Here is a 15,437-nt window from a genome sequence, read left to right on the forward strand (position 1 = left end):
CGGGATGCGCACCGCCCTCGGCCGTGTCAGACCTGCCGCACCGCCACCACGTCGTAGTCGGTGGTGGGCGTCGGCTCCACGTCGAAGCGGGCGTTGGGCAGATACAGGCGCCTGCCCCAGGCGGCGACCGTCGTCGGGATGCGGAAGCGCGGGTCGGTGATCCGGGTGAGGGCGGTGCCCCCGGTGCCGGAGTCGTTCAGCCGGAACACGTCGATCGCGTTCTGCCGCTGCTGGACGGCGTAGAGGATCCGTCCGAGCAGCAACAGACCGTCGCCGTTGGGGAGTTTCGCCGCGCCGAGGTCGACGGCTCGGGCGGCGCCGGTGCGCGGGTCGACCCGCATGAGGCCGCCGCCGTTCGCGAAGTCGTTCACCACGAGCAGGGCGCGGCCGTCGGGCGTGCGCTCGATGCCGTTGGCCGTGAAGTCGGGCCCCTGCTGCCAGTCCCCCGTCAGCGGTACGGTCGTCACCGCGCCCTTGGCCAGTCTGTAGAGCACCGGTTTGAAGGAGTCGGTGAACCAGGCGGCGCCCGGGGTGAGGATCACGTCGTTCACGAAGGCGCCGCCGGTGGCGTACACCTTGGTCTCGCCGGAGCGGGTGTCGACGGTCCGGAGCTCGCCGCTGTCGCCGCCGGCGAGGAAGAGTGTGCCGTGCCGGTCGATCTTCAGGCCGACGGTCGGGCGCCCCGAGCCCTTCACGACGACCTTGCCGCGGCCGGTGGCCAGGCTCGCCCGGTAGATGTCGCCGTTCGCGAGCGAGCCGAAGTAGGCGTACGGGCCGGGCCCGATGGTGATGCCCTCGGGCTGGAAGCCGTCGGGGAGGGGGAACTGCGCTGGCCAGGAGGCATGCCGGGTCTCGGCGGCGTGCGCGGTGCCGCCGAGCAGGGCAGTTCCGGTCAGCGCGGCGGTCGTGGTCAGGAGTGTGCGACGTGCGAAGGAACGGTCTGCGGTTGCCACGGTGCGTCCTTCCGCGAAGGGGGCCGGCGCGGGGTCGGCCCAGGGTCAAGTGACGCACCCACCCCATCACATGACAGCCGCCCCCACGGCCCCTTGCACCGAACAGGTGCTCGCCTGCAGGGGAGTTGAGGAGACCTGTCCGACGGGCGGCCGAAGGACGAAGGGGCGCTTTCTCTAGGCGGAGGGAGCGCCCCTTGCCGATGTCCTTCTAGAGGGCCACGCCGAGCAGCGCGTCCACCGCACGGGTCACCACACCGGGCGCTCCCATGTCGGTCCCTCCCTGCTCCTCCTGGAGGGCGGCCCAGCGGTCGACCGCGGTCAGCGCGGTGGGCGCGTCGAGGTCGTTGGCGAGGGCGTCGCGGATCTCCTCGACGAGTGTGTCGGCGGAGGGGCCGTCGGGCCGGGAGACGGCGGCACGCCAGCGGCCCAGCCGGTCCACGGCGTCCTGGAGGACCTGGTCGGTCCACTCCCAGTCGGCCCGGTAGTGGTGGGCGAGCAGCGCGAGCCGGATGGCGGCGGGGTCGACGCCCTCGCGCCGCAGCTGGGACACGAAGACGAGGTTGCCCTTGGACTTGGACATCTTCTCGCCGTCGAGGGCGACCATGCCGGCGTGGACGTAGGCCTTGGCCATGGGGAACTCGCCGGTCAGCACCTGGGCGTGCGAGGCGCCCATCTCGTGGTGCGGGAAGGCGAGGTCGGAGCCGCCGCCCTGGACGTCGAAGGTCATGCCGAGGTGGTCCAGGGCGATCGCGACGCACTCGATGTGCCAGCCGGGGCGGCCCCGGCCGAGGGAGGCTCCGTCCCAGCTGGGCTCGCCCTCACGGGCGGCCATCCACAGCATCGGGTCGAGGGGGTTCTTCTTGCCCGGGCGGTCCGGGTCGCCGCCGCGCTCGGCGGACAGCAGCCGCATGGCGGCCGCGTCGAGGTTCGAGACCCTGCCGAAGTTCGGGTCGGACTCCACGGAGAAGTAGGTGTCCCCTTCGAGCTCGTAGGCGGCACCGGCGTCCCGCAGCCGCTCGACGAGCGGCACGATCCCGGGTATCGCCTCGACCGCGCCGATGTAGTGCTGCGGGGGCAGCATCCTCAGGGCGGTCATGTCCTCGCGGAACAGGGCCGTCTCCTTCTCGGCGAGGGCGGCCCAGTCGAGGCTGTCCCGCTCGGCGCGCTCCAGGAGCGGGTCGTCGATGTCGGTGACGTTCTGGACGTAGTGAACCTGACGCTTCGTGTCGAGCCACACGCGCTGCACGAGGTCGAACGCGTTGTAGGTCGCCGCGTGCCCCATGTGGGTGGCGTCGTACGGCGTGATGCCGCAGACGTAGAGACGGGCGACAGGACCGGGGTCGAGGGAGACCAAGCCACCGGTCGCGGTGTCGTGGATCCTCAGGTCGCGGCCCTGACCAGGCAGGGCGGGGACCTCGGAAGCGGGCCAGGCATGCATGTCATGAGCCTAACCGGACGGATGTTCCGTATACGAACCGGACCGGGCCGGATGGCCGGTAAGGCCATCTTGCGCGGTACGGGTCTGTGTGCAGTGTGCTGCTAAACGGGCGGCCAGGGAATGGCCGGCCACTCGCCGCTCGGTTCGGGGTGCTTCCCGGAGTCCAGCAGCGCGTCGACACGCGCGCGCGTGGCGTCGACCTCGGCGGGGGTGATCAGGTCGGCCAGCCGGGTGCCCAGCCGGCCCGACAGTGCCTCCTTGAGGCCCTGCAGGACGTCGACCGCCTCCCCCGTCAGGGGCTCGCCCGCCCAGCCCCACAGCAGGGTCCGCAGCTTGTTCTCGGTGTTGAAGGTCACTCCGTGGTCGATGCCGTAGAGCCGGCCGCCCTCGGCGGGCATCAGATGGCCGCCCTTGCGGTCCGCGTTGTTGATCACCGCGTCGAGGACGGCCAGCCGGCGCAGCCGCTCGTCGTCCGCGTGCACCAGCAGCGCGGTCCTCCCCTCGCCGACCTCGGCGAAACCGATGGCCTTCCAGCCCGGTTCGGGCTCCTCGGCGTCGACCAGGGCCAGCAGCTCGCTGCCGGGCGCACCCTCGATCCACAGCTGGCACATGCCCTCGCCGAAGGGCCCGTCGCGCAGCACGGTGGGCGGCACCAGGCCCCAGCCGGTGGCCTCGGACACCTCGTACGCGGCGACCTCGCGCTGGGCGAGGGTGCCGTCCGGGAAGTCCCACAGGGGCCGCTCGCCGCGGACCGGCTTGTAGACGCAGAAGACCTCCTGGCCTTCGTACGAGACGGCACAGTGCAGCACCGCGTTGGAGGCGTCCCGGATCTGCCCGCGTACCGTCAGCTCACCCCGGGTGAGCAGCTCTGCCGTGGTCACGCTCCGCGGCGGTATCCGTTCTGGCGCGGACATACGTGTCCTTCCGGGTCGAGCGGGAGGCTGCACAGCGGGCACGGCGGCCGCCCCGCGTTGACGACGTCCAGGGCGCGCTTGGCGAAGGCCCGGGCCTGCGCGCCGGTGAGCCGGACCCGCAGCATCGGGGGGCCGTTCTCCTCGTCCTGGAGGAGTCTCTCCTCGGCCTCGGCGAGGTCCTCCTCGGACTCGGCCTCGAGCTCCACGAGGGCCTGCGCCTCGACGATCATGCGCTGCTCCTCGCCGTCCCAGGCGAGGGCCATGGTGCCGACCCGGAACTCCTCCTCGACGGGAGTGTCGAGGGGGGCGGTGTCGGTGATGTCGGTGGGCGGCACGGCCGGCACGGAGGCGCTGCCCCCGCTGCGGCGGACGACCTCGTCGAGGAGTTCGTCCATCCGCTCGGCGAGAGCGGCCACCTGTGTCTTCTCCAGAGCCACGCTGGTCACTCGGGGGCCGGCCGTGGCCTGGAGGAAGAACGTACGGCGCCCGGGCAGTCCGACCGTGCCGGCCACGAAGCGGTCCGGCGGGTCATAGAGGAACACCTGACGGGACACGTCCTGTCTCCATTGGATTCGTGAGTACGGGAACGACGGGAACGTCCATGCGTGAACGCGCTTGTGTGAACCGCTTCACCCTACTGCGCCCGACGATCACGGTGCGCCCGCACCACCACCGACCGGGGCGTCACCGCCCGCGGCCTCCTCGCGCGGCACCAGGGAGGCGAAGTCACCGGTGTCGCCGAGTCGGACGAGGAAGGGCCTCAGTCGTGTGTAGCGGATGACGGTGACGGAACACGGTTCGACGGAGATCCTCTGGAACAGGTCGAGGTGAAGTCCCAGTGCGTCGGCGACGAGCGACTTGATGATGTCGCCGTGCGAGCACATCAGATAGACGGCGTCGGCTCCGTGATCGCGCTCCACGCGCGCGTTCCACTCGCGTACGGCCTCCGCCGCGCGCGTCTGCATGGCTCGCATGGACTCGCCGCCGGGGAACGCGGCGGCCGACGGGTGCGCCTGGACGACCTCCATGAGCGGTTCGTCGCCCAGTTCGGCGAGCTTGCGCCCGGACCAGTCGCCGTAGTGGCACTCCCCGATGCGTTCCTCGCTGTGCGCCGTCAGACCGGGGCGGGCGTCGAGCAGCGGCTGGATCGTCTCCTGGCAGCGCTGGAGGGGGCTGGCGACGACCTCGGAGATCGGCACCCCTTCGAGCCGCCCGGGCAGAGAGGCGGCCTGTGCGGTGCCGCGCTCGTCCAGGGCGACCCCGGGCGTCCACCCGGCGAGCAGCCCCTCGGTGTTCGCGGTGGACCGTCCGTGTCTGACAAGGATCAACGTGGGCATGCGGCAAGGGTAGGCGTATGCCTGAACGCAATGTCTTGCGAGCGACGGGAGAACACACTCCGTGATCGTCGACTGTGCCATCTACCGGGAGGGGCACCGGACCGAGGGGCCCGAGGACCTGTCCGACGCGCTGGACCAGGCGCGGTCGGCGGGCGGGTTCGTCTGGATCGGTCTGCATGAGCCGTCGGAGAAAGAGTTCGAGCTGGTCACCAAGGAGTTCGGACTGCATCCGCTGGCAGTGGAGGACGCCCTCAAGGCCCATCAGCGGCCCAAGCTGGAGGTGTACGACGACTCGCTGTTCGTGGTCCTCAAGCCGGTGGTGTACGAGCCGGAGAGCGACAGGGTGTCCACCGGCGAGGTCATGCTCTTCCTCGGTGACGCCTTCGTGGTGACGGTCCGTCATGGTGTGGGCTCGCCGCTGAAGGCCGTGCGGGAGCGTCTGGAGCAGGAGCCGAAGCTCCTCGGCAAGGGGCCCACCGCGGTGTTGTACGCGGTGGCCGACGCCGTCGTGGACCACTACCTGGAGGTGGCGACGGAGCTGGGGACCGACCTGGAGGAGCTGGAGGCGGAGGTGTTCTCGCCGGACGGCGGCGGTTCGCGGGGCACGGCGTCGCGGATCTACACCTTCAAGCGGCAGGTCCTGGAGTTCCGCCGGGCCACCGTCCCGCTCACGATGCCGCTGACCCGGCTCGCGGGCGTGGGGGCGTACGGCGGGACGGTGCCGTTCGTGAACGACAAGGCGCGGCCCTTCTTCCGGGACGTCAACGACCATCTCGCGCGCGTGAACGAGTCGGTGGAGGGCCTGGACCGGCTGGTGTCGGACGTCCTGTCGGCGCATCTCGCGCAGATGAGCGTCCGGCAGAACGACGACATGCGGAAGATCTCCGCGTGGGCGGCCATGGCGGCGATCCCCACGATGATCGCGGGGATCTACGGCATGAACTTCGACCACATGCCCGAGCTGCACTGGGTGTGGGCGTACCCGGCGGTGATCGCGCTGATGGGCGTGCTTGAAGTGCTGCTGTACCGGACGTTCAAGCGCCGGGGCTGGCTGTAGCGGGCGCTCAGGCGAACTCGGGGGCGGAGGTGGCGGGTCCCCCGAGGGCATTGCGGCGCTCCGGCGGCTTCAGGGAGACCATGCGGCGCCAGCCGGCCGCTCGTTCGTACACGTAGACGGCGTGGATGCCGGCGGCGAGGACGGCGGACTTCGCCCGGGACCAGCCGAGGATGCGGCCCATGTGGGCCGTCACCGCGAGGCTGACGTCCCGGTAGACGCGGATCTCAGCGAGCGCGCACGCCCGGAGCGTGTGCTGGATGGCGCGGCCGTGACCGGCCCGGGCGAAGCGCAGGAGTTCCTCGTGGCAGTAGGCGAGATGGTTGTCCTCGTCGCCCGAGATCATCCGCACCGCCCGGCCGAGGTCGGGATGGTCGGCGAAGTGCTTGCGCAGCAGCTCCATCTGCTCGGAGGCCCGCTGTTCGGTGACCCGGCTGTGGGCGAGGTAGGTGATGATGTCGGGCACGGTCAGCGGCTGGTCGCTCCTGAGCTTGTCGTGGGCGAGACCGATGCCGTGCTTCTCCAGGAGCATCGTGTAGTCCGTCTCCGGCGGGACGGGGACGGACTCGAGGCCGCGCTTCCTCATCAGGGCGTTGAAGATCCGCCCGTGCTTGTCCTCGTCGGCGCCGTGGCGGGTGATCTTGGGGGCGAGTCCGCTCTCGCTCTGCGGCACCAGAGCGGCGATGCGGGCGTTCTCCCAGCCGCCCTGCGACTCCCCGCTGGCCGCGATGGAGCAGAACAGCCGGAAGGCCTCGTCGTGGTCGAGGATCTCCTGGAACAGGCTCTTGGCCGAAAGCATCGTGGGGCACCTCTCTGCCGGATTCCGCGGCAATCCGCAAAGAACGAGTCAAATGCGACGCGAGGGGTGCTGCAACAGCTGTGCCGGACAACTCCGCCAAAAGGAGGACCACCGGGGTCGTAGCGGAGGCGTAACCGCGGCGGCGCGGGCGCGTTGAATCACGTGACGGCCGTGGCGGGGAAGACCTCCGAGCCCCCACCACGGCCGCGGAAACCTCCGGCGGTCGCACGGGATACAGCGAGGCCGGCCCGGCGGGTGCCGTTGACCCCGTGAGGTGCCGTCGCCCCAGCGGGCGCCTCGGCCACGGCGTGATCCGGCGGTCGAGCTGTGGTCGTGCGTTCCGGACCGGCTCCGGGCCGCACTTGCGAGGTGCCACGAGGAGCCGGTCCGAGGAGCAGGGTCTAGGCGAGGCCCGCGCGCTCCAGGGCCTCGGTGCCGGCGCGGAGCGAGGCGAGGCGCTCGTCGAGGGTGAAGCCGGCCGGAGCCAGGGTGAGGGTGGTGACGCCGGCCGCCGCGTACTCCTTCATACGGTCCGCGATGCGGTCCACGGAACCGAGCAGCGTCGTCTTGTCGATCAGGTCGTGCGGGATCGCGGCCGCGGCGCCGTCCTTGTCGCCGGCCAGATACTTGTCCTGGATCTCGGCGGCCGCGGCCTCGAAGCCCATGCGCTGGGCGAGCTGGTTGTAGAAGTTCTGCTTGCGGCTGCCCATGCCGCCCACATAGAGCGCGGTGTAGGGGCGGAAGGTGTCCGCGAGGGTGGTGACGTCCTTGTCCTCGCCGAGGGCCAGCGGGAGGGTCGGGGCGATGTCGAACCCGTCGAGGGTCTTGCCCGCCTTCTCCCGCCCGGCGCGCAGATGCCGGATCGCGGTGTCCTCCAGGTGCTCGGCGGAGGGGAAGATCAGCAGGGCGCCGTCGGCGATCTCGCCGGTCTGCTCCAGGTTCTTGGGGCCGATCGCGGCGATGTAGAGCGGGATGTGCTCGCGCTCGGGGTGCACGGTCAGCTTGATCGGCTTGCCGGGGCCGCCGGGCAGGGGCAGCGTCCAGTGCTGGCCTTCGTAGGAGAGGCGCTCGCGCGACATGGCCTTGCGGACGATCTCGACGTACTCACGCGTGCGTGCCAGCGGTTTGTCGAACTTGACGCCGTACCAACCCTCGGAGACCTGCGGTCCGGAGACCCCGAGGCCGAGGCGGAAGCGGCCGCCGGACAGGGAGTCGAGGGTGGCGGCCGTCATCGCGGTCATCGCCGGCTGGCGGGCCGGGATCTGGAAGATGGCCGAGCCGACGTCGATGCGCTCGGTCTGGGCGGCGACCCAGGTGAGCACGGTGGCCGCGTCCGAGCCGTAGGCCTCGGCGGCCCAGCAGACGGCGTATCCGAGCCGGTCGGCCTCCTGGGCGACGGCGAGATTGTCCGCGTCCATTCCGGCGCCCCAGTAGCCGAGGTTGATCCCGAGCTGCATGGCCGATTCCCCTTACCGATCAGTAACGTCCTTGTCGCAGACCATAGCGCGGCCGAGCTGCCCGGGGCAGGTCGCGGTCCGTGCCGGTGACCTGGCGACGATTACCGCGCACCTGTCTGAATCCGTTGTCCACAGGCCCCCACGCGACAGGTTCTGGCCAGTAATCTCGGCGTCCATGGAGCAGAGGCATCTCGGCCGTACCGGCCTGCGCGTGTCCCGCATCGGACTCGGCACCCTCACCTGGGGCAGGGACACCGACGAGCACGACGCGGCGGACCTCCTGAAAACCTTCTGGGAGGCGGGCGGGACCCTGGTCGACACGGCGGACGTGTACGGCGACGGGGAGGCGGAGTATCTGCTCGGACGCCTCATAGAGGGTCTGGTCCCGCGCCGGGACCTGGTCATCTCCACGAAGGCGGGCAGCGTGCCCGACCCGGAGATCCGCGTAGACGGCTCGCGCGGACATCTGCTCTCCGCGCTGGACGACTCACTGGCCCGGCTCGGCACGGACTACGTCGACATCTGGCACATCCATTCCTGGGACCCCTGCACCCCGCTGGAGGAGACGCTCCAGGCCCTCGACCTGGCCGTCAGCAGCGGCCGCGTCCGCTATGCCGGGGTCTCCAACTTCTGCGGCTGGCAGCTCGCCAAGGCGGGCACCTGGCAACTGGCGGCGCCCGGGACGCGGACCCGGCTGGCCGCCACACAGCTGGAGTACTCGCTGCTGCAGCGCGGCATCGAGCGGGAGGTGCTGCCGGCCGCGCTCGATCTGGGTATCGGGCTGCTGCCCTCTTCGCCGCTGGGCCGTGGTGTCCTGACGGGCAAGTACCGCAACTCCACCCCGGCCGACTCACGGGGTGCCTCGGAGCATCTGGCGCCGTTCGTCGCGCCCTACCTCGACGACACCGCGGGCCACATCGTGGACGCGGTGACCACGGCGGCCGACGGGCTCGCCGTGACGCCGCTCCAGGTGGCCCTCGCGTGGGTCCGGGACCGGCCGGGGGTGACCGCGCCCATCGTCGGCGCGCGCAACTCGCAGCAGCTCACGGCGGCATTGTCAGTGGAGGCCCTTAGTCTTCCTGACGAGATCTGCCGGGCGCTCGACGATGTGTCGGCGCCCGTGCACCGCTATCCCGATCACGACTGGAGCACGCTGTGAGCACGGAGCCGGAGCCCACGGAGACGACCGAGCCGGGGACGCGGGGCGCCGCGCCGGAGCCGGAGCCGGAGGGCACGGGGGGAGCGCCGGAGCAGGAGGCGGACGGCGCGGCGACCGGCACCGGGGGCGGCGAAGCGGCGGAGGCGAACTGGGGGCCGGACGCCGCTGCCGGCGCATCAGGGCGGGACGCCGTGGCGGGAAGCGGTGACGCGGGGGCCGGCGGAGGTGCCAGGACCGGTGAGGGCGCCGGAGAGTCTTCCGCGGACGGCGGGGAGGCGGGGTCGGCCGAGGGCGGCTCCGGTGCGGGCGTGACCGAAGGGCCTGCCGATGGCGAGGAGCCAGGGGCCGAAGCGGGCGAGGGCGGTGGCCCAGCGGGCGTTGCTGCGGACAAGGCTCAGTTGTCCGAGGCCGAGGCCGAGTTGGCGGCGCAGCGGATCGAGCGGGAGCGGATCGCCCGGCGCAAGGCCGAGAAGCAGGGGCCCGTCCTGAGCGGGGCCAAGCTCAGCGGGAAGGCGGCCGATCTCCTCGCCGCCGTACGGGCGGTGGAGAGCGGGGCCAAGCCCGTGGCCGCCGTCTTCAGCGAACCCGAGCCACCGCGTCGGCCCGCCCAGGAGCCGGTGCGGCCCCGGCCGGTATCTGCGGAGGCGGCCGGGGTCGGGGGCGCAGGTGCGGTCGGCATCGGCGGTTCCGTCGGCGCCCCCGTACCGGAGACCGTGGAGGCCGTACGGCGTGTACTGGCCGAGGGCGGGGCGCCCGAGACCCTCGCGGCGCAGGTCGCCGCGGTCCTCGGGGAAGGGGCCGAGGACGAGCTGCGGGCGGATCCCTGGCAGTTGCTGCGGGTCACGGGCGTACGGCCCGAGCAGGCCGACGGGTTCGCGCGGGCGCTGCTCGGCGCTGAGTGCGCGCCGGACGACGAGCGGCGGGGGCGGGCGGTCACCGTCTGGCTCCTGGAGCAGGCGGCGCTCGCCGGGCACACCGCGCTGGAGATGCCGGCGCTCACCGCCGCACTGGCCCAGCGGGGCGTGCCGGACGCCGACGCGGCCGTACAGAGCACCATCGCCGAGGCCGAGGCCCTGGTCTTCCAGGACGCCCTCGACCCGGCGGCCCCGGAGCCCGCGGAGGACGACGAGGAGGGAGCTGAGCGGCCGGTCCGGATCCTGGTCGGGCTGGAGCGCTACGCCCTCGCGGAGGAGAGCCTCGCCGACGGGCTGGCCCGGCTGATCAACTCCGTGCCCAAGGAGGACGGTTCGGCCGAGGACTGGGAGAGCGCCGCGGCATCGGCCAAGGGTTCGGCCGCCGAGCTGATCCGCGCGGTCGCGGCGGGCGGCCTGGTCCTGCACACCGGCGGCGAGGCGTCCCTGACGGAACCGGCGGCGCTGCTCTCGGCGGCGCGAGGGCTGGGGCTGCGGGCGTGGGCGGCCACGCACAGCCCCCTGGGCCGCGACCGCTTCGGCGCCCTGCTCGAAACCGACTCCCCCGCCCCCACGGGGACCGTCGCCACCGTCGCCGGGCTCCTCTCCGGTGCCGAGGGTCCCGGTCGGGACGCCGACGGGGCGTTCGATCTCGACCTGCTCGTCGTGCTCGACGCGCCTCAGCTGGACGTCGAGACGGCCGCGCTGCTCGTGGAGTCCCTGCCGGACGGGGCGCGGCTGGTGCTGGCCGGGGATCCGGCGGTGCTGTGGTCTGCGGGGCCCGGTCGGGTGTTCGCGGACCTGCTCGCCGCGCGGATCTGCCCGCAGGTGGCCTCGCGCAGGCCGGACCCCGGGCCGCTGGGCGAGCTGGTCTCCGGGATCGGCATCGGTGAGCTGAACCAGGTCGAGGCCCCCGGCAAGGAGGTCGTGATCGTGCCGGTGCGGGACGCGGGCGAGGCCGTGCACCGGACCGTGCAGCTGGTCGCGGACTCGGTGCCGCGGGCGATCGGGGTCCCCGCCGAGGAGACCCAGGTGATCACCCCGGGCCACGGCGGAGCCGTCGGCACCCGCGTGCTCAACGCGGCCCTGAAGGAGCGTCTCAACCCCGGCCCCGGCCGCTTCGGCGGATTCGACCCCGGTGACCGCGTCGCCTACTCCCCCGCACCGGGCCGTACGCTCCCGGGCCAGGTCGTCGGGGCCGACGCGGACGGACTGCACCTGATCTGCGCCGGTGAGCCCGTGGTCGTACCGAAGGAGCGGGTGGAGCAGTCCGTGCGGCACGGGTGGGCCCTGACCGCACACCAGGCGGTCGGCGGCCGCTGGCCCGCGGCGGTCGTGGTGCTGCCGGGGGACGCGGCGCAGGCCCTCAGCCGACCCTGGGTGTACACGGCGTTCGGCAGGGCGGGCCGCCATCTGTCCGTCGTCCACGGCGTGGATCAGGCCCTTGCGAGGGCGGTCGCCGAGATCCCGGCCAAGCCCCGGACGACCCGGCTGCCCGTTCTTCTCCGGACCCAGTCGCCGACGCCGGGCTGACCCGGCCGAAAAGGGGCGCGGCCCCGGAGATCATCTCTCCGGGGCCGCGCTCACCTGCCTCAGCGGCGATCCGCGTCCAGCGGTTCCAGATCCTCGTCCTCGACGTCGGGCTCGTCGGCGTCGTCGTCCAGGTCTTCGTCGAACACGGCGCTGACATCGAACCGGCAGACCACCCGCTCGACGTCGACCTGCTCGAACGGCGTCTCCAGCCACTCCCCCGGCTCGGCGGGTTCGTCCGCCGCGGTCACCCACAGGGTGGAGTCGCCCTCCTCAAGGCCGAACTCCTTGTGCCGGGCGGCGATCTCGTCGGGCTCGAACTCACCGAACAGCACTTCCAGCGCACCGTGCACCGTGCCGGAGGCCTCCGTGCCGAGACCTTCGTCGGCCGCCTCGACCCGCTGGGCCTGCGCCAGCAACCGCTGCGGCTCCGCCACGGCGTAGTCACGGCGGATCAGCACGCTCAGCGCGTTCGGCTCCTCGGGGCCCGTGTACGGGGGGGCGTCCTCCGCGCCCGGGATCTCGAAGGGGGTGACCTCGTCGTAGCGGTCGTAGAGCAGCTCGTCGTACACCTCGGCGGCCGCGGCCAGTTCGTTGAAGGCCTCGTAGACGGCGGGGTCGTCCTCCCCCGACCTGCGTTCGACCGCGGCCAGGTGGCGGTCGAGCGCGGTCTTGACCGCCTCGGCGGCGGCACGTACCTCGGCAGCGGTGGGCTGCACAGCATCAGACATAGTGCAGACGCTATCCGTACCGGGCCCCGGACCGCACAATAGATGCGATGCCGGAATACGAATTTGTCGACGTGTACGTACCGCGCGGGGTCTCCCGCAAGGACGCCACACGTCTGCTGACGGACCATGCAGAGTACGGACACTGGGAGTTGGACCGACTGAGCCTGATGCGCGACGGCAGCCGCAGGGTGCGGTTGCGCCGGCGGATCATCCGCCAGGTGCGTGCCACGTGGTGAGACAGCACGAACGGAGCGGGCCCCGCCTCGGCGGGGCCCGCTCCGTTTCACGCGGAATGCCCTAGGCCGAGGTCCGCGCCCTGCGGTAGAGGACCGCGCCGGCCAGCAGCGCCCCGGCGCTCGCCGGGAGGACCAGCCCGATGGGCAGGTCGCTGCCGGTCTGGGCGAGTTGGGCGCTGCCCAGGGGCTGGGTGACCGTCTGGGTACCGGGGTGGTTGCCACCGCCCGGTGTCGCGCCGTTCGCCCCGGGGGTGGCCGGGTTCCCGGGGTGACCGGGGGTGCCGGGCTCCACCGGGTTCCCGGGGTGACCGGGGGTGCCGGGCTGTCCCGGGTTCCCGGGGTGACCCGGAGTGCCGGGGTGACCCGGGCTCCCAGGGTGGCCTGGGGCGCCGGGGTGCCCCGGGCTGCCAGGGTGTCCCGGGCCGCCGGGCGGGGTGTGCTGTCCGCCGCCGTAGCCGCTGCCGCAGTCGTTGTCCATGGCGGGGTTGCCGATGCCGATGATGTCGACGCTGTTGCCGCAGACGTTCACGGGAGCGTCGATCGGCGCCTCGACGTGGTTGCCCGAGCCCACGCCGGGCGAGCCACCGGTGTGACCGCCGGCGTGCGAGCCTCCGGAACCGTGGTGCCCCCCGTGACCGCCGCCGTACCCACCGGGCGCCCCGCTGCCGCCGCCCTTGTTGGCGCAGCTGTTGCCCATCGCGGGGTTGAGGACCCCGACGACGTCCACGGTGTTGCCGCACGCGTTCACCGGTACGTGCACCGGCACCGACACGGTGTTGCCCGACAGCACGCCGGGAGAATTCGCGCTTGATCCGCTCGCGCCCGCGTCGGCGTGGGCGGCACCTCCCGCGGCGGCGATCACGCCGGTCGCGGCCGCCACTGTCATCAGGCTCTTGCGGGTGACTTGTCGCATGTACCGAATCCCTGCTTTCGACCTTGCTCGAAATGCCGCTGCACAGCGGTTCTGTTCTTATCGAAAGGCCCGTCGGCCCCGGAACGCATGGCTTGCGCTCCGGGGCCGACGGGCTCATCCCTGTCAACCAAGGGCGAGGCAGAACATCACTTGTTGATGCAGGTGTTGCCGAAGGCGGGGTTCAGCAGGCCGATCACGGAGACCGTGTTGCCGCAGACGTTCACCGGGACGTGAACGGGAACCTGCACAACGTTGCCGGACAGCACGCCCGGGGAGCCCACAGCAGCACCCTGCGCACCCGCATCGGCGACGGCAAGGCCCGCGCCCGCGAGAACCAGGCCACCAGTGGCAGCCGCAGCGGCGACGATCTTCTTGATCATTGTTCCTCCTTGTTGGCAAAGCGACCCCAAGTAGCGGATCGCATCACCTGTAACGAGGAGGGAGTAATGGGGATACGAGCTTATGAGCGCATTCACTCTTCCCGGCCAATTCCGCACGCGCGGACGAATAAATGCGTCAACTGGCGTCAACACGCGCCGGCACGCGTCAGCTCGCGTCGATGAACCGGTCGAGAACCCGCACGCCGAACTTCAGCCCGTCCACGGGGACCCGCTCGTCGACACCGTGGAACATCCCCGCGAAGTCCAGCTCCGGGGGCAGCTTGAGCGGTGCGAAGCCGAAGCCGCGGATGCCGAGCTCGTCGAAGGACTTGGCGTCGGTGCCCCCGGAGAGCATGTAGGGGATCGCCTTGGCGGCCGGGTCCTCGGCGACCAGCGCGGACTGCATGGCGTCCACGAGCGCGCCGTCGAAGGTGGTCTCGACGGCCTTGTCGGAGTGCACGTCCTCGCGCCTGACCTTGGGGCCGAGGATCTTGTCGAGGTCGGCGAGGAACTCCTCCTCGAAGCCCGGCAGGAAACGTCCGTCGACGTGCGCGGTGGCCTCGCCCGGGATGACGTTGACCTTGTAGCCGGCGCCGAGCTGGGTGGGGTTGGCGGTGTTGCTGAGGGTCGCGCCGATGAGCTTGGCGATGCCGCCGAGCCGGGCGAGCGTGCCCTCCATGTCCTCCGGGTCCAGTTCGGTGCCGAGCGCGTCGCCGAGTTCGTCGAGGAAGGCCCGGGTGGTCTTGGTGACCCGCACGGGGAACTTGTGCCGGCCGAGCCGCGCGACGGCCTCCGACAGTTCGGTGATGGCGTTGTCCCGGTGGATCATCGAGCCGTGCCCGGCGGTCCCGGCCACGGTCAGCTTCATCCAGTGCATGCCCTTCTCGGCCGTCTGGATCAGGTAGAGCCGGCGCTGCTCGTTCACAGTGAAGGAGAAGCCGCCCACCTCGCTGATCGCCTCGGTGACGCCCTCGAACAGGTCGGGGTGGTGGTCGACGAGGTGCCGGGCACCGAACGTGCCGCCCGCCTCCTCGTCGGCGAGGAACGCCAGGACGATGTCCCGCGGCGGCCTGCGCCCGCTGCGCAGCCGGTCCCGGACGACCGCCAGGGTCATCGCGTCCATGTCCTTCATGTCGACGGCGCCCCGGCCCCACACACAGCCGTCTGCGACCTCGCCGGAGAACGGGTGGTGGGTCCAGTCCTGTGCGTTGGCCGGTACGACGTCGAGGTGGCCGTGGATCAGCAGGGCGGGCCGGGACGGGTCCTCGCCCGCGATCCGGGCCACCGTGGAGGCGCGGCCCGGGTGCGACTCGTGGATCTGCGGGTCCAGCCCCACCTCGGCGAGCTTCTCCGCGACCCACTCGGCCGCCTTGCGCTCGCCCGGGCCGGAGTGGTCGCCGTAGTTGCTGGTGTCGAAGCGGATCAGCTCGCGGCAGAGGTCCACGACCTCGTCCTCGCCGGTGACGCCCCTGGCCGTGTCCGTGTCGCTCACGCTGTTCCTCCCGCTGTCACTGCTGGTGGTCGCCCTCATCCTCTCTCCGCGACCCGGCCGTCCCCAAGCCCGGCCCCGGCCCGTCACACCCCGTTCACGTGCGCCCCGGAACGGGGACGGGGGGTGATCGGAC

The 15,437-nt window shown here is 71.9% G+C and carries 15 protein-coding genes; 4 read left to right on the forward strand and 11 right to left on the reverse strand.

Going from position 1 to position 15,437, the window contains the following annotated elements:
• Nucleotides 1–26 precede the first annotated feature (26 nt).
• The 5 genes from ABZT93_RS07280 to ABZT93_RS07300 all read right to left on the reverse strand — a co-directional run bounded on the left by ABZT93_RS07280 (nt 27) and on the right by ABZT93_RS07300 (nt 4,642).
• Nucleotides 27–953, reverse strand: coding sequence for a superoxide dismutase (locus ABZT93_RS07280; protein WP_356100261.1), 927 nt, complete (start codon nt 951–953; stop codon nt 27–29).
• 208 nt (nt 954–1,161) lie between these two features.
• Nucleotides 1,162–2,391 (reverse strand): cysteine--1-D-myo-inosityl 2-amino-2-deoxy-alpha-D-glucopyranoside ligase, encoded by a 1,230-nt coding sequence (mshC, locus tag ABZT93_RS07285; RefSeq protein WP_356100263.1) that lies wholly within the window; start codon nt 2,389–2,391, stop codon nt 1,162–1,164.
• 101 nt (nt 2,392–2,492) lie between these two features.
• Nucleotides 2,493–3,305 (reverse strand): SCO1664 family protein, encoded by an 813-nt coding sequence (locus ABZT93_RS07290; RefSeq protein ID WP_356100266.1) that lies wholly within the window; start codon nt 3,303–3,305, stop codon nt 2,493–2,495.
• Nucleotides 3,269–3,859, reverse strand: a complete 591-nt coding sequence (locus ABZT93_RS07295; RefSeq protein ID WP_356100269.1) for a DUF3090 domain-containing protein — start codon at nt 3,857–3,859, stop codon at nt 3,269–3,271. The genes ABZT93_RS07290 and ABZT93_RS07295 overlap by 37 nt, the downstream gene beginning before the upstream one ends.
• 96 nt (nt 3,860–3,955) lie before the next feature.
• Nucleotides 3,956–4,642: a histidine phosphatase family protein gene (locus ABZT93_RS07300; protein WP_356100273.1), complete on the reverse strand. Its 687-nt coding sequence runs from the start codon at nt 4,640–4,642 to the stop codon at nt 3,956–3,958.
• 61 nt (nt 4,643–4,703) lie between these two features.
• Here ABZT93_RS07300 and corA point away from each other — a divergent pair, with 61 nt between their 5' ends.
• The gene (corA, locus tag ABZT93_RS07305) at nt 4,704–5,699 is read left to right on the forward strand and encodes a magnesium/cobalt transporter CorA (protein ID WP_356100276.1); all 996 of its coding nucleotides are present in this window, start codon (nt 4,704–4,706) and stop codon (nt 5,697–5,699) included.
• Nucleotides 5,700–5,706: 7 nt separating this feature from the next.
• On the opposite strand, the gene ABZT93_RS07310 is transcribed toward corA, so the two are convergent.
• Complete coding sequence (locus ABZT93_RS07310; protein WP_356100278.1) at nt 5,707–6,495, reverse strand: ferritin-like domain-containing protein; 789 nt, start codon at nt 6,493–6,495, stop codon at nt 5,707–5,709.
• A 401-nt stretch (nt 6,496–6,896) separates the two neighbouring features.
• On the reverse strand, nt 6,897–7,952 hold the full coding sequence (locus ABZT93_RS07315) for an LLM class F420-dependent oxidoreductase (RefSeq protein WP_356100281.1): 1,056 nt from the start codon (nt 7,950–7,952) through the stop codon (nt 6,897–6,899).
• 175 nt (nt 7,953–8,127) lie between these two features.
• On the opposite strand from ABZT93_RS07315, the gene ABZT93_RS07320 reads away from it, so the two are divergent.
• Both ABZT93_RS07320 and ABZT93_RS07325 read left to right on the forward strand, forming a co-directional pair.
• Entirely contained in the window at nt 8,128–9,111 is a 984-nt protein-coding gene (locus ABZT93_RS07320; protein ID WP_356100282.1) for an aldo/keto reductase, read from the forward strand.
• Nucleotides 9,108–11,555 (forward strand): ATP-dependent RecD-like DNA helicase, encoded by a 2,448-nt coding sequence (locus ABZT93_RS07325; RefSeq protein ID WP_356100285.1) that lies wholly within the window; start codon nt 9,108–9,110, stop codon nt 11,553–11,555. The genes ABZT93_RS07320 and ABZT93_RS07325 overlap by 4 nt, the downstream gene beginning before the upstream one ends.
• Before the next feature lie 59 nt (nt 11,556–11,614).
• Here the strand turns inward: ABZT93_RS07325 and ABZT93_RS07330 are convergent, their stop codons facing one another.
• Nucleotides 11,615–12,283, reverse strand: coding sequence for a hypothetical protein (locus ABZT93_RS07330; RefSeq protein WP_356100288.1), 669 nt, complete (start codon nt 12,281–12,283; stop codon nt 11,615–11,617).
• A 47-nt stretch (nt 12,284–12,330) separates the two neighbouring features.
• Between ABZT93_RS07330 and ABZT93_RS07335 the strand changes: the two genes are divergently transcribed.
• Nucleotides 12,331–12,519, forward strand: a complete 189-nt coding sequence (locus ABZT93_RS07335) for a DUF5703 family protein (RefSeq protein WP_007380901.1) — start codon at nt 12,331–12,333, stop codon at nt 12,517–12,519.
• 61 nt (nt 12,520–12,580) lie between these two features.
• On the opposite strand, the gene ABZT93_RS07340 is transcribed toward ABZT93_RS07335, so the two are convergent.
• The 3 genes from ABZT93_RS07340 to ABZT93_RS07350 form a co-directional block, all read right to left on the reverse strand.
• Complete coding sequence (locus tag ABZT93_RS07340; RefSeq protein WP_356100291.1) at nt 12,581–13,432, reverse strand: chaplin family protein; 852 nt, start codon at nt 13,430–13,432, stop codon at nt 12,581–12,583.
• Nucleotides 13,433–13,578: 146 nt separating this feature from the next.
• A complete protein-coding gene (gene chpH, locus ABZT93_RS07345; RefSeq protein WP_020117753.1) occupies nt 13,579–13,812 on the reverse strand; it encodes a chaplin ChpH in 234 nt (77 codons plus the stop codon).
• Between the two features lie 166 nt (nt 13,813–13,978).
• Nucleotides 13,979–15,304, reverse strand: coding sequence for a M20/M25/M40 family metallo-hydrolase (locus tag ABZT93_RS07350; RefSeq protein ID WP_356100296.1), 1,326 nt, complete (start codon nt 15,302–15,304; stop codon nt 13,979–13,981).
• Nucleotides 15,305–15,437 lie beyond the last annotated feature (133 nt).

Origin of the sequence: Streptomyces sp. NPDC005303, from assembly GCF_040607335.1 — a bacterium.
GTDB lineage: Bacteria > Actinomycetota > Actinomycetes > Streptomycetales > Streptomycetaceae > Streptomyces.

Coding starts and splice junctions, on each gene's coding strand:
- mshC (WP_356100263.1), bottom strand. CDS start 2,391: ATGCATGCCTGGCCCGCTTCCGAGGTCCCCGCCCTGCCTGGTCAGGGC.
- ABZT93_RS07290 (WP_356100266.1), bottom strand. CDS start 3,305: ATGTCCGCGCCAGAACGGATACCGCCGCGGAGCGTGACCACGGCAGAG.
- ABZT93_RS07300 (WP_356100273.1), bottom strand. CDS start 4,642: ATGCCCACGTTGATCCTTGTCAGACACGGACGGTCCACCGCGAACACC.
- ABZT93_RS07310 (WP_356100278.1), bottom strand. CDS start 6,495: ATGCTTTCGGCCAAGAGCCTGTTCCAGGAGATCCTCGACCACGACGAG.
- ABZT93_RS07315 (WP_356100281.1), bottom strand. CDS start 7,952: ATGCAGCTCGGGATCAACCTCGGCTACTGGGGCGCCGGAATGGACGCG.
- ABZT93_RS07320 (WP_356100282.1), top strand. CDS start 8,128: ATGGAGCAGAGGCATCTCGGCCGTACCGGCCTGCGCGTGTCCCGCATC.
- ABZT93_RS07330 (WP_356100288.1), bottom strand. CDS start 12,283: ATGTCTGATGCTGTGCAGCCCACCGCTGCCGAGGTACGTGCCGCCGCC.
- ABZT93_RS07335 (WP_007380901.1), top strand. CDS start 12,331: ATGCCGGAATACGAATTTGTCGACGTGTACGTACCGCGCGGGGTCTCC.
- ABZT93_RS07340 (WP_356100291.1), bottom strand. CDS start 13,432: ATGCGACAAGTCACCCGCAAGAGCCTGATGACAGTGGCGGCCGCGACC.
- chpH (WP_020117753.1), bottom strand. CDS start 13,812: ATGATCAAGAAGATCGTCGCCGCTGCGGCTGCCACTGGTGGCCTGGTT.